The organism is Actinomyces bovis (assembly GCF_900444995.1).
In the GTDB taxonomy this organism is placed as follows: Bacteria; Actinomycetota; Actinomycetes; order Actinomycetales; family Actinomycetaceae; genus Actinomyces; species Actinomyces bovis.
Genome location: NZ_UAPQ01000008.1, coordinates 204,806 through 224,900 on the forward strand (window position 1 = coordinate 204,806; position 20,095 = coordinate 224,900).

At 63.7% G+C, this 20,095-nt stretch carries 18 protein-coding genes; all 18 read left to right on the forward strand.

The features are described from left to right. Positions 1-111: 111 nt before the first annotated feature. The 18 genes from rsmH to DR039_RS08005 all read left to right on the forward strand — a co-directional run bounded on the left by rsmH (position 112) and on the right by DR039_RS08005 (position 20,016). Positions 112-1,245, forward strand: coding sequence for a 16S rRNA (cytosine(1402)-N(4))-methyltransferase RsmH (rsmH, locus tag DR039_RS07920; RefSeq protein WP_111836839.1), 1,134 nt, complete (start codon positions 112-114; stop codon positions 1,243-1,245). After that, on the forward strand, positions 1,242-1,850 hold the full coding sequence (locus DR039_RS07925; protein WP_111836840.1) for a hypothetical protein: 609 nt from the start codon (positions 1,242-1,244) through the stop codon (positions 1,848-1,850). Before rsmH ends, DR039_RS07925 begins: the two co-directional genes overlap by 4 nt. Further along, positions 1,847-3,616 (forward strand): peptidoglycan D,D-transpeptidase FtsI family protein, encoded by a 1,770-nt coding sequence (locus DR039_RS07930; protein WP_111836841.1) that lies wholly within the window; start codon positions 1,847-1,849, stop codon positions 3,614-3,616. The genes DR039_RS07925 and DR039_RS07930 overlap by 4 nt, the downstream gene beginning before the upstream one ends. Before the next feature lie 106 nt (positions 3,617-3,722). Beyond that, complete coding sequence (locus DR039_RS07935) at positions 3,723-5,327, forward strand: UDP-N-acetylmuramoyl-L-alanyl-D-glutamate--2,6-diaminopimelate ligase (RefSeq protein WP_111836842.1); 1,605 nt, start codon at positions 3,723-3,725, stop codon at positions 5,325-5,327. Next, positions 5,324-6,787, forward strand: a complete 1,464-nt coding sequence (locus DR039_RS07940; RefSeq protein ID WP_111836843.1) for a UDP-N-acetylmuramoyl-tripeptide--D-alanyl-D-alanine ligase — start codon at positions 5,324-5,326, stop codon at positions 6,785-6,787. Before DR039_RS07935 ends, DR039_RS07940 begins: the two co-directional genes overlap by 4 nt. Then, the gene (mraY, locus tag DR039_RS07945) at positions 6,784-7,872 is read left to right on the forward strand and encodes a phospho-N-acetylmuramoyl-pentapeptide-transferase (protein WP_111836844.1); all 1,089 of its coding nucleotides are present in this window, start codon (positions 6,784-6,786) and stop codon (positions 7,870-7,872) included. Before DR039_RS07940 ends, mraY begins: the two co-directional genes overlap by 4 nt. Further along, entirely contained in the window at positions 7,869-9,356 is a 1,488-nt protein-coding gene (gene murD, locus DR039_RS07950) for a UDP-N-acetylmuramoyl-L-alanine--D-glutamate ligase (RefSeq protein ID WP_111836845.1), read from the forward strand. Before mraY ends, murD begins: the two co-directional genes overlap by 4 nt. A gap of 11 nt (positions 9,357-9,367) precedes the next feature. Then, positions 9,368-10,621, forward strand: a complete 1,254-nt coding sequence (locus tag DR039_RS07955) for an FtsW/RodA/SpoVE family cell cycle protein (RefSeq protein WP_111836846.1) — start codon at positions 9,368-9,370, stop codon at positions 10,619-10,621. After that, positions 10,608-11,849: an undecaprenyldiphospho-muramoylpentapeptide beta-N-acetylglucosaminyltransferase gene (gene murG, locus DR039_RS07960; RefSeq protein WP_111836847.1), complete on the forward strand. Its 1,242-nt coding sequence runs from the start codon at positions 10,608-10,610 to the stop codon at positions 11,847-11,849. The genes DR039_RS07955 and murG overlap by 14 nt, the downstream gene beginning before the upstream one ends. Positions 11,850-11,895: 46 nt before the next feature. After that, positions 11,896-13,377, forward strand: coding sequence for a UDP-N-acetylmuramate--L-alanine ligase (gene murC, locus DR039_RS07965; protein WP_111836848.1), 1,482 nt, complete (start codon positions 11,896-11,898; stop codon positions 13,375-13,377). Beyond that, on the forward strand, positions 13,377-14,285 hold the full coding sequence (locus DR039_RS07970; protein WP_111836849.1) for a cell division protein FtsQ/DivIB: 909 nt from the start codon (positions 13,377-13,379) through the stop codon (positions 14,283-14,285). Before murC ends, DR039_RS07970 begins: the two co-directional genes overlap by 1 nt. A gap of 166 nt (positions 14,286-14,451) precedes the next feature. Next, positions 14,452-15,768 (forward strand): cell division protein FtsZ, encoded by a 1,317-nt coding sequence (gene ftsZ / locus DR039_RS07975; RefSeq protein WP_111836850.1) that lies wholly within the window; start codon positions 14,452-14,454, stop codon positions 15,766-15,768. Between the two features lie 12 nt (positions 15,769-15,780). Continuing rightward, on the forward strand, positions 15,781-16,515 hold the full coding sequence (locus tag DR039_RS07980; RefSeq protein WP_111836851.1) for a polyphenol oxidase family protein: 735 nt from the start codon (positions 15,781-15,783) through the stop codon (positions 16,513-16,515). 109 nt (positions 16,516-16,624) lie between these two features. After that, positions 16,625-17,071 (forward strand): cell division protein SepF, encoded by a 447-nt coding sequence (locus tag DR039_RS07985; protein ID WP_111836852.1) that lies wholly within the window; start codon positions 16,625-16,627, stop codon positions 17,069-17,071. 18 nt (positions 17,072-17,089) lie between these two features. Further along, positions 17,090-17,377 carry a YggT family protein gene (locus tag DR039_RS07990; protein ID WP_229116888.1) on the forward strand — a complete coding sequence of 96 codons (288 nt, stop codon included), beginning with the start codon at positions 17,090-17,092 and terminating at the stop codon, positions 17,375-17,377. Between the two features lie 403 nt (positions 17,378-17,780). Beyond that, positions 17,781-18,392, forward strand: coding sequence for a DivIVA domain-containing protein (locus tag DR039_RS07995; protein WP_170166879.1), 612 nt, complete (start codon positions 17,781-17,783; stop codon positions 18,390-18,392). A gap of 140 nt (positions 18,393-18,532) precedes the next feature. Beyond that, positions 18,533-19,099 carry a signal peptidase II gene (lspA, locus tag DR039_RS08000; RefSeq protein ID WP_111836854.1) on the forward strand — a complete coding sequence of 189 codons (567 nt, stop codon included), beginning with the start codon at positions 18,533-18,535 and terminating at the stop codon, positions 19,097-19,099. Further along, the gene (locus tag DR039_RS08005; RefSeq protein ID WP_111836855.1) at positions 19,096-20,016 is read left to right on the forward strand and encodes an RluA family pseudouridine synthase; all 921 of its coding nucleotides are present in this window, start codon (positions 19,096-19,098) and stop codon (positions 20,014-20,016) included. The genes lspA and DR039_RS08005 overlap by 4 nt, the downstream gene beginning before the upstream one ends. The last annotated feature ends 79 nt before the right edge of the window (positions 20,017-20,095 follow it).

Consider the following 20,095-nt stretch of genomic DNA (forward strand, 5'->3'; position numbering starts at 1 on the left):
TCCTGGCAGGACGGGAACACCAGCGCCAAGCGGCAACAGCCCACAGACCAAAGCCCAAGCCACAACACCATCAGTGTCCAATTGCCACAAGCAGGAGAGAGGAGGTGGCGAATGCAAGTCAGCGCGGATATAACCGGCGAGACCCAACGGCCCACCGCCGAGCGCCACACCCCAGTGCTCCTGCAGCGCTGCCTCGACCTGCTGGCCCCAGCAATCGAGTCCACGCCTTCAAGTTATGGCCCGGTGCTCATCGACTGCACCCTAGGCCTGGGCGGACACACCGAGGCCGCCTTGCAGCGCTTCGCAAATCTCAAGGTCGTCGGCATCGACAGGGACCCGCAGGCAATCGCCCTTGCCAGCTCGCGCTTGGCTGCCTTTGGGGAGCGCTTCCAGGCGGTACATACCACCTATGACTGTGTGCAGCAGGTAGCTGCCGAGCAGGCGCAAGCCGATATGGACGGTTTGGTCGACGGCGTGCTCATGGACCTGGGGGTCTCCTCGCTGCAACTTGACGACGTTCCCCGCGGTTTCTCGTACGCTCGCCCGGCCCCACTAGATATGCGCATGGACCAGAGCCAAGGTCGCAGCGCCGCAGAGTTGTTGGCCACCGCCGACGCCGTCGAGATCGCCCGCATTCTGCGTGACTACGGAGAAGAGCGCTTTGCTTCGCGCATCGCAGCTGCGATTGTGCGGCGACGAGAGGCAGGCCAGCCTGTGCAGACCACAGACGCGCTGGTTGACGTAGTGCGAGAGTCAATCCCCGCAGCTGCCCGCCGCACCGGTGGCAACCCGGCCAAGCGGACCTTCCAGGCCTTGCGTGTGGCCGTCAATTCTGAGCTTGAGGTGTTGGCTGCGGCGCTGCCGCGAGCACTTGACTCTCTGCGCGTCGGCGGACGTTTGGTGGTCGAGTCCTACCAGTCCCTTGAAGACCGGTTAGTCAAGACCGCGCTAACCGCCGGATCCAAGTCACGCGCACCCGAAGGTTTGCCAGTCATACCTGAAGCTGACCGCCCCTACTTGGAGCTGTTGGTGCACGGTGCTGAACAAGCCGACGAGCTTGAACTGGCAGCAAATCCACGTTCCGCCCCGGTGCGCCTGCGGGCCGCCGAACGAGTCCGAGCGGTGAACCAGGCGCCAGCCCAAGCCAAGGCCGTGGCAACGCCCAGCAGTAGCAGGCGCAGAACCGCAGGCCGCACAGACAAAGACCACAAACGCAACAGCAATCGACGCAGGAGCTCCCGATGACCGCACAGGCCGCACGCGCTCGAAGCGCCTCCCGTGCCATGCCGCGCCTCGCGCCTCAGCCCCGCCCCAATCTGTCAGTGGTACGGGGCCTGAACCAGGTTCGCTTCAAACTACCCATCCTCGGCATGGTGGTGGCGCTGCTGCTGAGCACTCTCATACTCATCCTGGTTCTCACCGCCTTGATGGCGCGTACGGCCGGTGAGCTGCAGCGCACTCGCGAGTTGGTCTCAGAGGTACGTGAAGCCTCTGTGGTGCTGCAGTCTCAACTTGATCAGCGCAGCTCCTCGGCTGAGCTCTCCACGCGGGCACAGAAACTGGGCATGGTGCCAGCAGGTGCACCTGGCGTCGTAAACCTGCGCGATGGTTCTCTGGCCGCCGGTAAGCCTGCTGCGGTTCCCACTCCGGCTGCTAGTGCGGCTACCGGGGCCAATGCCGCACCGCCGCCTGTTGCTGCGCCGCCAGCGGCTGCACCGGAGGCCGCAAGCCCACAGGCAGCTGCTGAGCCGGCCCCTGGTGCTGCCCCACAGCCAGCGGCTGCACCGGAGGCCGAAAGCCCACAGGCAGCTGCTGAGCCGGCCCCTGACGCGACCAAGCAGGCTCCGTGAGTCTGTCACGCCGTAGGGCTCTCCAGGTTGCGGGGATCACTGGTTTCTCGGTGATCGCGGCGCGGCTCGTACAGTTCGAGGCCTTCGAGGCTGAGGCCCGGGCTAAGGACGCTCGCAGAACCCGCCAAACCACCACAACTCTGCGCGCTTTGCGCGGCGAGATTCAGGACCGAAACGGCATAGCTCTCGCCTCCTCAATGCTCGTCTACGACGTCGCCGTAAACCAGTTGGCTATCAACCAGTACGAGCACGTCGTCAAGGACGACAATGGCGTCAGCCATATCATTGGGCGCGGCGCACTTGAGGCCGCAGCTCAGTTAGCACCATTGCTTGATATGGATGCGCGTGAGCTCGGCGCCAAGATGATTGGGGACAGCACCTACGTCGTAATCGCCAAGGCAATCGACCAGGTGGTGTGGCGCAAGATCGACGCCTTGAGCATCCAGGGAATCGAGCAAGAACAACGGGTAAAGCGGCTATATCCGGCGGGAAACGTAGCCAGCAACATCGTCGGATACGCGCACGATGAGAAGGATGAAGGCTCTAAGAACCGCTACGTAAAAGCGGAAACCGGACTGGAGCTCACCCAGGATAAGCTGCTGACCGGAACTGACGGCTATTGGCAGTACGAGCGCTCCTCCAGCGGTCAGTTCATCATTCCCTATGTCCCGGAACGCACGGTGCCAGCCCTGCAAGGCTCCACCGTGCGCACCACCCTAAACGCTGACTTGCAGAAGGTAGTTCAGGACATCGTGGCCAAAGCCATGACCACCTGGTCGCCAGAGTGGATCTCGGTGCTGGTCACTGAACCTGCAACGGGCAAGGTCATCGTCATGGCCGACTCTGGCTCCTTCGACCCCACCAACCCAGATGCCACCGCCAACACCGGCACCCGCACCGTGGAGGTCGTCTACGAGCCCGGCAGCGTTGGAAAAGTCGTCACTTTTGCTGCCGCGCTGGAGGAGCAGAAGACCAAGCCGGAGGACACCTGGAACGTCCCAGACTATTGGAGTGCTCCCAATGGCCAGGTCTTTGAAGACTCGCACCACCACGGCACCATTCAGATGACCACCACCAAGGTACTCGTGGACTCCTCGAACGTAGGCACGGTACAGATTGGTGATCGCCTAGACGATGCCGTGCGCCACGAGTACATGCGCAAATTTGGCTGGGGTGAGCTAACCGGCATTGAACTGCCCGGGGAATCGCCAGGCTTGTTGTCTGAGGCCGCAACTTGGGACGGCCGGACCCGCTACACCACCATGTTTGGCCAGGGTGTGGCCTGCACCCCCCTGCAGGCGGTTCAGACCCTGGCAACCATAGCTAATGGGGGAGTGCGAGTGCCGCTGCGGGTGGTTGACTCCTGGGTTGCACCAGACGGAGCCCGTACGGAGCAGAGCACTCCTGAAGGTATTCGAGTTATCAGTGAGGAGACCGCCAAGACCCTCACGGAGATGCTAATCGAGGTCACTCAGAAGGGTGGAACCGCGCAAACCGCTGCAGTAGATGGTTATCTGGTGGCAGGCAAAACCGGCACCACCGAGGTTATTGAAGGCGGGACCCAGACCGGCAATGTGGCCTCTTTTGTCGGTTTCCTGCCCGCTCGTGCCCCAGCTGCGGCGGTATCGGTGATCGTTCATAAGCCCGCGCACGGCATCTACGGCGGTGTGATTGCCGCCCCAATCTTCCGAGAGGTGGCGCTTGCCACTATGCATGCACTCGGCATTAGCCCTGATCCATCAGTTGTCGCATCGCCGAGTCAGTAGCCAAGCATTTAGGCTTACGCTCGCGCCGCCTGCTCCCACCCTGAGGGATGCGGCGTGGGCATACCAACGCGCCTTGACACGGCCCATCGCGATAGATTGAGGAACCATGAGCTTGAACGCCCCCGCGTCTACAGAGCCGCTGCGCCCACAACATGTAGCGCCAGTTGAGCTAGCGGGCTTGGCGCAGCGATTTAACCTTCGGTCCAATTCGGGCTCTGGTTCTGGGGCCATCACTGTTACGGGCGTGGCTCAAGGATCCGCAGAGGTCTCCGCCGGTGACCTTTTTGTGGCCCTGCCCGGTACCCGGGTGCATGGAGCCGAATACGCACCGCAGGCGTTGGCTGCTGGGGCGGTAGCAATCCTTACCGACGACGCCGGGGCTGCTCTCCTGACTGAACAGGGCATAGCGGTGCCTGTGCTAATTAGCCAAGAGCTGCAGAGTGTGGTGGGTCCCCTGGCCGCCATGGTCTACGGCCAACCCGCAGATCACCTAGTTACCGCCGCCGTCACCGGCACTAACGGCAAAACCACCACTGCCACCATGGTGGACCATGTGCTGCGGGCGCTGGGGCGGATAACCGGGCTTATTGGCACCGTAGAGGTTAGTCTGGCAGGCAAGCGCCGCCCCGCCGTGCTGACCACCCCACAACCTGCAGACCTGCAGCGTTTTCTGGCCTGCCTGCGTGAAGCTGGTGGCACTGACCTGGTCATGGAAGCCTCTTCCCATGCCTTGGCCATGCACCGCACTGAGCCCCTGGTCTTCACCGTGGCTGGCTTCACCAACCTCACCCAGGATCACCTGGACTATCACTCCACCATGGATGAGTACTTTGAGGCCAAGGCACTGCTCTTCACCCCGCAGCACTCGCAACATCAGGTGGTTTGCGTAGATGACGTCTGGGGGCGGCGGCTGGCTGAGCGCCTTTCGGCAAGTCCCGAGGCTCAGCTCCTAACCCTGCGCACCCCGCTTGCGGACGCAGCAGGACAGGCCTACCAAGCACACTGGTCTATCCAGGACATTCAGCACCGGTCTGACCGCACTGACTTCACTCTGGTCGGTCCCGCAGGGGCGCGGCTGGAGACCTCCACCAGCCTGCCAGGTGATTTCAATGTCGCCAACGCCGCCCTGGCAGTCCTTATGGTTCACGCCACCGGCGTCAGCCTGGAGCAGATCGGCCAGGCCCTGGGAGCGGCGGGAGTAAGCCCCGTGGTCCCCGGTCGGGTAGAAGTGGTTGGAGACGCCTCCAAGGGCCCGCGCGTGCTCGTGGACTTTGCCCACAACCCCGGTGCCCTAGAGGCTGTGCTGAGTTCCCTGCGCCCTACCGTCCAAGGGCGCCTAATCCTGGTCTTTGGCGCCACCGGCAACCGGGACACCGGCAAACGTCCACAGATGACCAAGATTGCTATGCAGGGGGCCGACGTCGTCATCCTGACTGACGACGATCCCCACAACGAGGACCCCGCCGCCATCCGCGCCGAACTCATGGCTGTGGCCGTGCCTGCCACCCCACCCGGCACCCTGCTGGAGGAGGTCGCTCCCCGAGAGGCCGCCATCCGGCGCGCCATTGAACTGGCCGATCCACAGGACACCGTGCTGGTCGCAGGGCGCGGTCACGAAACCATTCAGGATGTGGCTGGTGAGGACATCAGCCTGGATGACCGCGTGGTCGCTGCTGAGGCACTACGCCACAAAGAAGGATCTCTCGCATGATCGCCCGCACCATTGACGAGCTGCTGGCTCACGCCAACGGCACGCTCGTGGCACCAGCCCCCGCCACCAGCCCGGTGGTCACGCAGGTAGTCACCGACTCCCGCCAAGCCGGCCCAGGCACACTATTCGTGGCGATCCAGGGGGAGCGCGTCGATGGTCACGACTTCTTGGGGCAGGTGGCGGCAGCTGGTGCCAGCGCCGCGATCATTAAAGACCTCGACGCCGCCCGCGCTTCCCTAGCCTCCGCCGAACTGGACAGTCAGGCCATCGCCCTAATCCAGGTGCCAGACCCTGTGGAGGCCCTGGGAGAATTGGCCCGCCGCCACCTGGCTGACCTGCGCGAGCGTGCCCAGGCCCGCGGGCAGCAACTCACAGTGGTCGGCATGACTGGCTCGGTAGGCAAGACCACCACCAAGGACCTCACCCGCCAGCTGCTGGCAGCCTGCGGGCCCACTGTCGCTCCGCGCCTGAGTTTCAATAACGAGGTTGGCCTGCCTCTCACCGTGCTGGAAACCGACGAGTCCACCCGCTACCTAGTCCTGGAAATGGGCGCTTCCGGCACCGGGCACATTAGCTACCTGACTCAGATCGCACCGCTTGACGCCGCCGCCGTGCTGCTCATCGGCCACGCGCATATGGGCGGCTTTGGATCCGTCGACGGCGTGGCTGCCGCCAAGAGTGAGATCGTCACCGGCCTGCTACCTACCGGCACCGCAGTGCTTAACCTTGACGATCCTCGCAGTGCCGCTATGGAATCACTAGCTCCTGGCGAGGTGCTGCGCTTCTCTGCCAGCGGCCATCCAAATGCCCAGGTCCGAGCCACCGAGGTCAAGCTGGATCCCAAGGCCCACGCCGTCTTCAAGCTGCACCTTCCCGGTCTGGACGCCCCCACCACCGTGCGCCTGTGCCTGCCCGGCGCTCACAATGTCTCTAACGCCCTAGCCGCAGCCTCCCTGGCCCTAGCCGCCGGCGCCAGCGCGGAAACGGTGGCTGACGCACTGGAGCAGGCCCGTATGGAGAGCCCCCACCGGCTCGACGTCTCAGACCTGTCCCGCGACATCCTCCTGATCGACGACTCCTACAACGCCAATATTGACTCCATGACTGCCTCCTTGGCCTCACTGCCGGCCATTGCAAGGGAGCGGCGCCGCGTCGTCGTCATCTCGGAAATGCTGGAACTCGGTGAGTCCTCCGGGCGTGACCACGCCCGCACGGGCGAATTAGCGGTGCAGGCGGGTGCGGCGCTTGTCGTTGCCATTGGCGAGGGCACCGCCCCCCTGACTGCTGCCGTAAAAGCAACTGACCCGCAGGTACAGACCGTCACTTTCCCCGACGCGGAGGCCGCGATCGGCCAGATCATCAGCCTGTTGCACGACGGTGACGCCGTTCTGATTAAGGGATCCAACGGCTCGGGCGCCTGGCGTCTAGCCGATCATCTCAAGGAGGTCCTGTCAGCATGAGGGCGATCCTCATCTCGGCCGCGGTCTCGCTGCTGCTTACATTTATAGGCACGCCAGCGCTGATCCGGGTCCTGCACCGCAAACAGTATGGGCAGTTCATCCGCGAGGACGGTCCTGAGGGCCACTTCACCAAGCGTGGCACTCCCACTATGGGGGGCCTAGTCATCTTGTGCTCCACGGTCATCGGTTACGGCATGGCCTGCCTCTCCGAGCTGCGGGCCCCCAGGGCCTCCGCGGTCCTGCTGTTGTTCTTAGTGGTGGGGCTTGGACTGATCGGCTTCATGGATGACTTTGCCAAGATCGCCAAGGAACGCTCCTTGGGGCTTAAACCCTGGCAAAAAATCTTTGGCCAAGCCCTGATCGGCATCGGCTTTTCAGTGGGAGCGCTGGCCTTCGCCAATGAAAATGGCCTCACTCCCGCCTCCACGCGCATCTCCTTCACCCGAGACACCCAGCTCGACCTAGCCTTCCTAGGCATCGGCATTGGTGTGTTCCTGTTCATTCTCTGGGCTAACTTCCTGATTACTGCCTGGTCTAACGCCGTCAACCTCACTGATGGCCTGGACGGTCTGGCAGCGGGCTCCTCCGCCATGTTCTTTGCGGCCTACTCCCTGATCGGCGTGTGGCAGACCAACCAGGCCTGTCGCTTCGTTCCCGCCGAATCCGTGGCCACCCTGTGCTACCAGGCCCGGGACCCCCGCGACCTGGCCATGGTCTCCGCAGCACTGATGGGAGCCTGTTTCGGCTTCCTGTGGTGGAATGGCTCCCCAGCACAAATCTTCATGGGAGATACAGGTTCACTGGCCCTGGGCGGCGCCGTTGCCGGCCTATCCATTCTGACGCGCACCGAGTTCCTGGCGGTGATCATCGGGGGACTCTTCGTCATGGAGGTCCTCTCCGACGTGATTCAGGTGGGCTTCTTTAAAGCCACCCGACGGCGGGTCTTCCGCATGGCCCCAATTCACCACCACTTTGAACTGCTCGGCTGGGCCGAGGTCACAGTAGTTATTCGTTTCTGGCTGATCGCGGGCCTGTTCGTGGCCCTTGGGCTCGGAGTCTTCTACGCGGAGTGGCTGCTGGCATGAGCATGCTTGATGGCGCAAGGGTCGCTGTGGTGGGACTGGGCGGCACGGGACGCGCCGTTGTGGAGGTCGCCCTCACCCTGGGGGCCCAGGTAGAGGCCTTGGACCGCTCAGAGAAGGCTACGGGCACGCTGCTCGAACAGTGCGCGCAGGGACCTCAGCCCGCCGGCGGCAGCCTCCGGGTGCACCAGGCTGCCGACGACGACGCCATGGCGCAGGTGCTAGAGAACACCCGACCCAAATTGGTGGTCGTCTCCCCGGGGGTACCCCCGCAGGCGCCAGTGTTTCAACGCGCCTTCGCTTTGGGCTGCGAGGTGGTCTCGGAGGTGGAACTAGCCTGGCGGCTTCAGGCTGCCTCCGCTCGGCCGGATGTACCGTGGCTAGCCATCACCGGCACCGATGGCAAGACCACCACGGTCAATATGCTCGCCTCGATCCTCAATGCCGCAGGGCTCAAGGCCCCAGCGGTGGGCAATGTGGGCCCGCCCATCATCCAGGTGGTGGCCGAGGGGAACGTCGATGCCTTAGCCGTGGAGCTTTCCAGCTTCCAGTTGCACACCACCAGCTCCATGTCACCCCTGGCAGCTACGTGCCTGAACGTGGCCGCGGACCACATCGACTGGCACGGCAGCCAGCAGGCCTATGCAGCCGATAAAGCTCGCGTCTACCACCAGGCCCGCAAAGCCGCCGTCTACAACTTGGCCGACCCAAGCACCGAGCAAATGGTTCGCGACGCTGACGTCGTTGAGGGCTGCCGTGCCATCGGCTTTACCCTCGGCGCGCCTGCACTCGGCCAGGTAGGCCGAGTCGAGGAACTCCTGATCGATCGGGCTTTTCACGCCGAGCGTCACCGCGAGGGCGTGCAGCTAGCCACCATCGCGGACCTCGCTCACTTGGCGCCTGGTGGTCAGGCCGAACGACTGCCGGCACATATCGTCGAAGACGCCCTAGCCGCCTTGGCCTTGGCCCGCGCAGCGGAAGTGGAACCTGAGGCGGTAGCTGCTGGCCTGCGCGCCTTTAACCCCGGTGCGCACCGCATCGTCACAGTGGCGGTCGGCGGAGGCGTGGCCTGGGTTGATGATTCCAAAGCCACCAACCCGCACTCTGCGGAAGCCGCACTGACTTCCCTGCCTGCAGGCACCGGGATTTGGATCGTCGGGGGCGACCCCAAGGGCGCTACCTTCCATGAGCTGGTAGCCAAGGTAGCTCCCAAACTGCGTGGCGCCGTCGTGATTGGTAAGGATCAGACGGCCGTGCTGGAGGCCCTGGAACAGCAGGCCCCGAGCTTGCCGGTGGCCCGCGTGGCCGATGGCAGCCCGGAGCAGATCATCACTGCAGCTGTAGCGGCCTCTGCCAAACTGGCTCAGCCCGGGGATACCGTGATGCTTGCCCCCGCCTGTGCCTCTTGGGATCAGTTCACTTCATACGCCCAGCGCGGCGACCTCTTTGCGCAGGCTGCTCGTGAAATGGTTGCCTCCCAGGAGTGAGGAGGGACCCGATGGCCAAGCCGGGTGAACGCAAGTGGCTGGTGCGCCGTGGGCGCACAGCCGCCGATGGCCCCAAACCAGGGGAGTCTGCCGTTCTCAGCTACTACGGGCTTGGTCTGACGGCTTTGCTGCTCCTAACGATCGGCTTAGTCATGGTGTTCTCCGTGCTCTCTGTGGGCTTGGCCGCAGAGGGCTCGGGTATAGCTAAAGACATCTACTTTTACGCCCTGTTCCCAGTCGTAGGGATTATTGGGGCATTCATGATCTCGCGGCTGCCAGTGCGTTTCTTAAAGCGGTCCTGGTACCTAGTTTTCCCGGCGGGCTTGATCGCCCAGGTAGCCACCTTGTTCGTGGGCAAAGAGGTGAACGGCAACAAGAACTGGCTTGAGATACCGTTAATCGGCGCGGTTCAGCCCTCGGAGTTCCTAAAGATCGGATTGGTGCTGGCGCTAGGGGCAATCGTGGAGCGCTTCCACGATCGGCTCTCAGAACCCAAGGTACTGCTGTGGGCAATCGGACTGCCGGTAGGACTCTCAGCCGGGCTGGTCATGGGCGGCGGAGACTTGGGCACGGTGATCGTGCTAGTGCTAATCGTGGCCGGTGCCCTGTGGGTTGGTGGCTTGGCGAAGCGCTGGTTCGTCGCCGCGCTATTCGTTGGAGTTTTTCTCTTTGCCTTAGGTTCCCTTTCCTCCCTGAGCCGCCGCAATCGCATCTTGGATTGGCTGGGGATGCCCACGCCTGACTATCTAGACGCCGGATATCAGCCGCGACACGCTCTGTGGGCTATCGCCACCGGACGTTGGACTGGCGTCGGCTTGGGTCAGTCTCGCCAGAAGTGGGGCTACCTGACCCAAGCCGAGAGTGACTACATTTACGCGATTCTCTGCGAGGAGCTTGGCCTGATCGGCGGTCTGCTGGTCCTCCTGCTATTCCTCGCCTTCGGCTACTTCTGCATGCGTATCATGCGGCGCAGCCAGGACATTTTCACTTCGGTGACCGTCGGTGCGATAGCCTGCTGGGTCGTGGGACAGGCGCTGATCAACATCTCTGTGGTGGTGCGTGTCCTGCCCGTCCTAGGTGTGCCCCTGCCCTTTATTTCTCGAGGCGGCTCTTCGCTGATCGCAGTGCTCCTCGCTGTGGGGGTGCTGCTGTGCCTAGCCCGCAATGAACCTGAGGCTCAAGCTGCCCTGGCAGTCCGGGGTGGCGCCGTCCGACGTACCCTGGCCGTCATAACACCCCGCAGGAGGAACCATGACCGATCCTGAGGCCACCCCCGACTCATCCTCCCCGGCTGACCAAACAGCTCCCGTGCCACCTGAGACCGGGCCGCGAGTCTTGCTAGCTGGAGGCGGCACCGCAGGCCACGTGAACCCGTTACTGGCTACCGCCGCAGCTCTGCAAACCGCTGATCCCAGTGTTCAGCTACTGGTGCTTGGCACAGCCACAGGCCTGGAGAAAGACCTTGTCCCTGCTGCCGGTCTGGAAATGGTGACGATCGCCAAGGTCCCTTTGCCGCGGCGCCCCAGCTTTGACCTGCTGCGCCTACCGGGACGCCTCAAAGCCGCCGTCGACGGTGCCAGCCGCGCCATCGAGCAGCTTGGTGCTGAGGTGGTTGTCGGTTTTGGGGGCTATGTTTCCACCCCGGCCTACCTGGCGGCCCGCAAGGCCGGAGTGCCAGTTGTAATCCACGAGCAGAATGCTCGGCCCGGGCTGGCAAATAGGCTTGGCGCCCGTTGGGCCCGGGCTGTCGCCCTAACCTTCGCTTCCACCCCGTTACAGGCCCGCATTGGGCGCACAGAGTTCACCGGTCTGCCCCTGCGCCCGGAGATCGCTGCGCTAGTGGAGCAGCAAGCCACTGAGGCCGGGCGGGTTGAGGCACGCCAGCGGGGTGCAGCAGCGCTCGGGCTCGACCCGACACTGCATACCCTCCTAGTAACTGGCGGTTCGCTGGGTGCGCAGCATCTAAACGAGGTCCTGAGTGCCGCCATGGCAAATACCCCAGCCGGGGTGCAAGTACTACACCTGACTGGCAAGGAGAAGGACGCCCCGGTGCGTGCCGCCCTGGAACAGGCGGTGGCTGATGGCGCCAATGGCCTGGAAGCGCGCTACCACGTGCTCGACTACCTGCCGCAGATGGAGCATGCCTACGCCTGCGCAGATGCGGTTATCTGCCGCTCGGGCGCAGGCACCGTGGCTGAGCTCACCGCGCTGGGCTTGCCAGCTCTCTATGTGCCCCTGCCAATTGGCAACGGCGAACAGCGGCTGAACGCCACCGACGTCGTCGCTGCCGGAGGCGGAAGGATGGTCGCTGATGCTGAGCTAAGCACGGAGCACGTGGCCGACTTCATGGCCCTGGTGGCCGAAGCTACGCGCCGCCAGCCCATGGCCCAGGCAGCGCGTGGAGCGGGAGTACGCGACGGCGCCCAGCGGCTGGCGACCCTGGTAAGCGCGGTAGTCCGGGCCGCTAGGCGCGCGGCTTCCACCCGCGCCTGAACCGACCATGCACCCAGCAGTAAGCAAGAGCACCGAGGAGACCGCAATGGGTAGCGCCGAGCCACAGCAGTTGGCACCCCTGGAAGGCAGTCAGTTCCATCTGATCGGAGTGGGGGGCGCAGGCATGAGTGTGGTGGCTGCACTCCTGGCAGAACGTGGCGCCGTGGTTTCCGGCTCGGATGCGCAGGATTCTGAAGCCCTGGAACGCTTGCGCCAGGCGGGGGTTGAGGTGTGGGTCGGACATGACGCCGCTGCGGTCTGCCCGGAAGCTACCGTCGTAGTTTCTACCGCCATCAAGGACACCAACCCGGAGCTGGCTGTGGCCCGCAGCCGCGGACAGGAGGTCATCCACCGCTCGCAGGCCCTGGCCCTGGCCGCCCAAGGACGCGATTTCGTGGCGGTGGCTGGTGCCCACGGTAAAACCACCACCTCCGGCATGTTGGCTGAGGCTCTAACTCAGGCGGGAGCAGACCCGTCATTTGCCATTGGGGGAGTGGTTTGTGCCATCGGCACCGGGGCACACTTGGGGCAAGGGCAGGCTTTTGTGGCTGAGGCTGACGAGTCCGACTGCTCCTTCCTGAACTACCACCCGCGCATTGAGGTGGTCACGAATGTTGAACCAGATCACCTGGACAACTACGGCAGTACTGCAGCCTTTGAGCAGGCCTTCCTAGACTTCTCAGCCCGCCTGGTGCCGGGCGGCCTGTTGGTGGCCTGTGCTGACGATTCGGGCGCTCTGCGCCTAGCCCGAGCAGCTGCTAGTGCTGGCACCCGAGTGCAGACCTTTGGGACTACCAAGGCCGCTGACATCCCCGGTGGCCCAGTAGGGGAGGGGCATGTGCAGCTAACGGTGCTGGCCGCTAAAGACTCCGGTACCTCCGCTCGATTAGAACTGCAGCGCACCGACGGCGCCATAGTGGGGCCGGTGGAGCTTGAGCTTTCCGTTCCCGGTGCTCACGTGGCCTTGGACGCGGCCGGTGCCTGGGCTGCCGGCTTGGAGCTTGGCGTAGACCCGGCCGTGATGGCCCACAGCCTGGGCGCCTTTGGCGGCACTAAGCGTCGCTTTGAGGATCGTGGGGAGGTCGCTGGGGTCCGGGTAGTTGACGACTACGCCCACCACCCCACTGAGATCGAGGCGCTTATGCGCACTGCCCGCGCCGTGGCCCAGGCCCGTGGTGGCCGCGTGCTGGCCTTGTTCCAACCACACCTGTTCTCTCGCACCCAGAACTTCGCGCAGCGTTTTGGGGCTGCCTTGAGCCAGGCGGACCTCGCCGTCGTCACGGATATCTATCCTGCGCGCGAGCGGGCTGAGGACTTCCCCGGTATCGACGGCGGCACCGTGGCCCAATATCTGCCTGCCGGGCGTGGCCGTTTTGTGCGTGGACGTGAGGAGGCGGCGCATGCCATCGCCGCCGCCGCTAAGCCGGGTGACCTCTTGCTCACCATTGGAGCAGGCGATGTCACTGAGCTTGGACCTATCGTCTTAGCCGACCTCGCAGCCGGTGCAGGCGCCTCCACGGAGAACTGATGCGCAAGCCTTCCGCACCCCGGCCCGGAGCTGAAGAGCAGCCCCCGGCAAAGCCACCTGCGCAGAAGCCATCTGTAACTGTGAGCCCGGATGAGGGGCGGACCGGGAGGCTCCCGGCAGTGCGTCAGCGGGCACCTCAGGCGCTGGAAACCCGTGGCCAGCGTACGGAGCAGGTGGTTTCCACCGGGCTGGAGGAGCGCCTCAAAGAGCGTCGCAACGCGCTAAGTCGGCTACGGCGTCGCCGGATTCTCTTGGGACTGACTGTGGTGCTGGTGCTGGGACTAGCGGGCTGGGCTGTTCTGGCCTCCCCTCTGCTTGCACTCAAACTTGAACAGGTGGAAGTGCGCGGCTCGGACGGTACCGTCAGTGTTGAGCAGGTTCGTCAGGTGTATGCGCCCGTAGCGGGCTTCTCCTTGCTGCGCCTGGACCTGGACGATCTCGAGGTAGCCACCGCCCGCGATCTGGTGCGGGTGCGTGCGGCTCGGGTTAGTCGCGCTTGGCCTAATGGGCTGGTAGTGCGCCTAGAGATGCGTGAGCCGGTGGCAGTGCGGCAAGCAAACGGCGGCTACGAGGTGCTGGATGCTGAGGCAGTGGTGCTGGAGACGGTGGCGACGCCGTCGCCCGGGCTGGCTAGCGTCCAGGCGCCTGCTGGCCAGGAACTCAGTGCGGAGATGGTTACCGCCGTGGTCAGCGCCGTGGGGGCCTTGGATACACAGACACGGGCGCAGGTGAGCTCAGGTACTGCCTCCGCCGCTGGACAGGTCACTTTGACCTTGCAAAGTGGAGCGAGTGTGGTGTGGGGGGATACCTCGGAGCCGGAGCTTAAGGCGCAGGTGCTGCGGACCTTACTGGGCACCCAAGCCAAGGTTTATGACGTGTCTTCACCCAAATACCCAGCCACTTCCTGAGCTGGGTAGTGCTGGCGTGCACGACACGCTGGACACACCGACGTAAATGCGGGCGGGCGAGGGTATAGGCACGTAGCGTTTTCCTCGTCAGCCCGAGAATGACATAAGTATAAACCTTAACCTGAGGTTGACGGTTTTCGGGGCCGGAGTCAAGTGGAGGGCAACAGTGACGGAATCTCAGCACTACCAGGCAGTCATCAAAGTGGTGGGCGTTGGTGGCGGTGGCGTCAACGCCGTCAACCGCATGATCGAGGCCGACCTGCGCGGCGTGGAGTTCATTGCCGTCAACACTGATGCGCAGGCCCTGCTTATGACCGACGCTGACGTCAAGCTCGATGTGGGCCGCGACCTTACCCGTGGCCTTGGTGCTGGCGCCGACCCCTCCATCGGACGCAAGGCCGCAGAAGACCACGTCGAGGACATCCGTGCCGCCATCACCGGTGCCGACATGGTCTTTGTTACCGCGGGGGAGGGCGGCGGCACCGGCACCGGCGGTGCACCCGTGGTCGCCAAGATTTCCCGCGAGATTGGCGCCCTGACCATCGGTGTGGTCACCCGCCCCTTTGCCTTTGAGGGCCGCCGTCGCTCCGCCCAGGCCGAGGAAGGTATCGCCAACCTGCGTGAGCAGGTTGACACCCTCATTGTGATCCCCAATGACCGCCTCCTAGACATTGCCGACCCCAATATCTCTGTAGTCGATGCCTTCAAACAGGCCGACCAGGTGCTCCTCCAGGGTGTCCAGGGCATCACCGAACTGATCACCACCCCCGGCCTTATCAACGTCGACTTCAACGACGTCAAATCCGTTATGCAGGGCGCTGGCTCCGCTCTCATGGGCATTGGCTACTCCTCCGGCGAGGACCGTGCCGTCGCCGCCACCGAGATGGCCATTTCCTCCCCGCTGCTTGAGACCTCCATCGACGGCGCCCACGGCGTGCTGCTCTTCTTCCAGGGCGGCGCAGACTTGGGCCTGTTGGAGATGAGCAAGGCGGCTGAGCTAGTGCGTGAGGCCGTCCACCCAGAGGCCAATATCATCGTGGGTAACGTCGTCGACGGCGCCCTGGGTGACGAGGTGCGCGTAACCGTTATTGCTGCTGGATTTGATGAGGTACCGGTGGTTTCCGCCCCGCGCACCCCGCAGCAGGTGGCACCCGGATACGGCCAGCCCACTGCTCGCACCGGAGCACAGCCGCAGTACAGCAACCAGGCTGCGCAGCCCTCGTACACCAATTCAATTGGGCGCGGTGCGCACCGCCTGGACACAGGGGCCACTCCGCGACCTGCAGCTGCCCAGATGAACCCGCCCACCGCCCCCACCGCAGACCTTTCAATCGCTCCCGAGGCGGCGGAAAGCCTGCTGCCGGCGGAGGATCCGGCACCGATCTACCCCGGGAAGCCGGCAGCCTCGCCGCAGCTTGTGGTGCCCCCCGTCATCAACGATGAGGGCGTTACGGATATCGACCTGCCGGACTTCCTGCGCTGAATTAGGCAGAGCATGACTGACCTCCTTGAGGTCGCGCTGGGCCCCGTCGCCCGCGGCTGGTTTACCACCCGCGGTGGCGGGGCTCCCGCGCCTGCTGAGAGCCCTTTCTGGGGTATGAATCTGGCTGGGCATGTCGGTGATGACCCTGAACGAGTCAGGCGCAATCGGGCGGAGTTGGCGCAGGACCTCGGGCTAAAGCCAGAACAACTGGCCTGGATGCAGCAGGTGCACTCCGCCCTCGTCGCCCACCCTCAGACAGGCCGGGAACCAACCGCTGATGCCCTAGTGGTGGACGGACGTGTGGATGTTGCCAAGGCCGCCGGGGTGCTCGTGGCGGACTGCGTACCGCTGCTTCTAGCGGACGGGCAGCTGCCGCTAATCTCCGCTGTGCATGCAGGTCGCAAAGGCATGCTTGACGGCGTCGTCCAAGCCGCTGTCAGTGAGCTGCGACGCCTGGGGGCGCAGGAACTCTATGCCGCTATCGGCCCTTCAATTTGTGGCTCCTGCTATGAGGTGCCAGCTTCTATGCGAGACGAATCAGTCGCAATTGAGCCAGCGTGTGGCGCCGTCACGAGTTGGGGCACCCCCGCAGTAGATGTGGCTGCGGGAGTGCGCGCCCAGCTTGAGCGTCTCCAAGTCAAGCTCGTGCAGACCCCTCAGTGGTGCACCCTGGAGGATGAACGCTTCTTCTCTTTCCGCCGTGAAGGCACTACTGGACGCTTGGCCGGAGTGGTTCAACTGAGCTGAGCGCTACTGCAGGTAATCGGCGTGTCTGCCAGGTAGCAGAGGTCAAAACCGTTAGCGTTTCAGACAACGGGAGAACTAGCGCCCGTTCTTTTCTTAAAGGAGCACTCAGATGCGAGCACTGCGCAGCATGACCAACCTGCTCGGTTCCCAGGACTATGAGGGTGAAGAGTCCTACGAGGGGCTTGAGCAGTCAGCCGTCTCCGAGTACTCCGAGGGCTATGTGGATGACTATGCCCCGGCTGAGACCTATGAGGAGCTGGCCGAGCCGAGCGGCGTCGACCTGCGTCGTATCGTCACGGTACATCCCTCCAACTACAACGAGGCGCGCGTGATTGGCGAGGCCTTCCGCGATGGCCTGCCCGTCATTGTCAACCTCACCGGAATGAGTGAGCCCGACGCCCGCCGCATGGTGGATTTCTCCGCTGGGCTGGTCTTTGGGCTACACGGCGCCATCGAGCGCGTGACCCCGCGCGTCTTCCTGCTGACCCCGGCCACAGTGTCGATCGAGTCCGGCGAGGCCGCCGAGGCTGGCGACCGTTTCTTCAACCAGGGCTGATCTGCGAGAGTTGGCGGCGTGCAAGCCATCGTCTCCATCCTTTCAAGCCTGCTGCTCCTGTACACGCTCGTTCTGCTAGTACGAGTTGTGTTGGACCTGGTAATGGTCTTTTCTCGCAGTTGGAAGCCAAGCGGCCCACTGCTGGTGTTGGCCAATGCGGTCTACGGACTGACTGATCCACCTCTGCGCTTAATCCGTTCCAAGATCCCCGCTCTGGGTTTTGGGGGCTTCGGAATTGACCTGAGTTTCCTGGTTCTGTGGTTCGGCATCGTGCTGCTGAGGTCGCTGCTAGCGCTGTTGGTCTGAAGTTAAGGCGGCACTCCTCTAAGGGCGAAGACCATAGCTTCTGAGAGGGTGCGCGTGTTATCCCTACAAAGACTGTCCGGTGAACGGCTGGCCTTCCCTCCTGTGGTATGCCCAAGGTTGGGATTGTTGACGCCGCTGTGTTTTGCAGCTGCATAGGCCTGTGAACTCAAGGGTTTTTCAGGGGGGCGCATAGGTGATTGCTGGATTGTTGAAGCGCTCCTAAGAGATTTGCGGATTGAGAACAGCGGTCCCGCATGCGGGGTGTTTGTGCGGGGTTCCTGGTATCTTGGTCATCACATTCGGTGCCGCAACCTTGGCTCGGAGTTGCTTCGGGTAATGTGTTCACACCGAGGCACCGGTTTCGGTTCTCTTATCTAATCCGCACGACATTGAGGTGACGACCATGACGCTGCTCACCGCAGACGACGTCCTCAACAAGAAGTTCCAGGCGACGAAGTTCCGCGAGGGGTACGAGCAGGACGAGGTTGACGAGTTCCTCGACGACGTAGTTGAGGCGATGCGCCAACTGGAGGCCGAGAACGCCGACCTCAAGGCTAAGCTCGAGGCCGCTAACGCTCGGATTGCCTCGCTGAGCGCGGGCAAGACCGAGGCCCCCGCAGCTGCTCCCGTGGCTCCCACCCCGGCGCCGGCAATCGCTGAGGCCGCCCCCGTGGCTGCCCCTGCAGCAGGTACCGGGCAGGAACCCGCCGCCGCCAAGGGCATGCTTGAGCTGGCCCAGAAGCTGCACGATGAGCACGTCTCCAACGGCAAGGCTGAGGGAGAGCGCATCATTACAGAGGCTCGCACCACCGGTGAGTCGATCATCCGCGAGGCGGAAGACCAGCGCAATCGCACGCTGGCCCAGCTTGAGAAGGAGCGCTCAGGTCTGGAGCACAAGATCGACGAGCTGCGGCGCTTCGAGACCGACTACCGCACCCGCCTCAAGAGCTTCCTATCTGGTCTGCTCAACACTGTGGACGGTGGCGGCACCTCCACAGACGGCGTCAACCTCTGAGCAGCAAATCTCAGCCGCATAGGCGCGCCCTAAGGGCGACGACCATCACGGTCGTCGCCCTTAGCGCGTGCCGTGCGTGCTTGTGACGCTAGGCAGTGAGAAACTCCTGCCGCCAAACTAAGCAGCTTGAGGACTGAGAGATGGAATCCCAGGACAGCACTTCTGTGTCACCGGATCACCAAACTACGGGCAACCGCAGACTGGTGATCCTGCTGTGGCTCCTTGCCGGGCTAGTGGTAGCTGCCGATCAAGCCACGAAGCTTTGGGCTTTGCATGAACTTGCAGACGAGGGGCGTCGGCCCTTGCTGGGCTCGCTGCTGGGTCTGCGGCTCGTCTTCAACCCAGGCGCTGCTTTCTCCTTTGCCAGCGGCCAGACCTGGATTTTCACGATTGTTGCGGTGGTGGTCGTGGTGGTGATCGCGCGGGTTGCCAGGCGCCTGGCCGCGACGGCTTGGGCCGTGGCGCTGGCCCTAGTGCTTGGGGGCGCGATTGGCAACCTCATCGACCGCCTATTCCGGGCGCCGGGTGTGGGGCGAGGCTATGTTGTCGACTTCATTGACTACGGGGTGTTCGTAGGCAATGTTGCAGATATTGCGATCGTGGCAGCTGCCGGAATGATCATGTGGCTTACCGCTACGGGCCGGGAGCTGGACGGCAAGTTGCTCGGTCAAGACCCTGAGGCTGCTCAAGAGGGCCCGGTAGCATGAGCCTGCGCATCATGCCGGTGCCTGAGGGCTTGGCTGGCGAGCGAGCGGACGCCGCACTGGCGCGTATGACCGGCTTGAGCCGCTCCCGGGCTGGAGAGCTTTGCACCAGTGGTGGCGTGCGCCTAGAGGGACGTGAACTGGGCAAGTCAGATCGGCTTAAGCCAGGCGATGTGCTGGAGGTGGATTTGCCGGAGCCGCGCCCCACCGAGCCGGTTCCCACACCCGTTGAAAGCTTGGGCCTGCTCTACGAGGACGAAGACATCGTCGTGGTGGACAAGCCTGCCGGTGTAGCTGCCCACCCCTCAATGGGCTGGGACGGCCCGGATGTACTGGGTGCACTTAAAGCCATGCAGGTGCCGGTCGCTACCTCCGGAGCGGCTGAGCGCCAAGGCATTGTCTCCCGCCTAGATGTAGGGACTTCCGGGGTCATGGTGGTGGCCAAAGGCGAGCGCGCCTACTCGGTGCTCAAGCGAGCCTTTCGGGAGCACACGGTAGAGAAGACTTACCACGCTCTGGTTCAGGGGCACCTGGACCCGCTGCGCGGAACCATCGACGCTCCGATCGGCCGCCACCCTAGCCGCGAATGGAAGATGGCGATTATCGACGGCGGTCGCGAGTCCATCACCCACTACGACGTCATCGAGCTCATGCCCGCAGCTTGCCTGGCGGAAGTGGATCTGGAGACGGGCCGGACCCACCAAATTCGCGTGCACATGGCCGCCGTCGGTCATCCTTGCGTAGGGGACGAGACCTACGGCGCCGACCCCAAGCTGAGCGAAGGCACCGGCCTGGTGCGCCAGTGGCTGCACGCGGTTGAACTGGGGCTGGCACACCCAATCACGGGGGAGTGGATGACCTTCCACTCCGAGTACCCAGAGGACCTGGCCCATGCCCTGGACGTTCTGCGCCTGCCTTGAAGGCTAGTGGCAGGGTGGAAGACATGGCTAAAGCTCAGTTGCCCCTCACAATCGCGCGGGCTCACCAGGCAAAAGAACC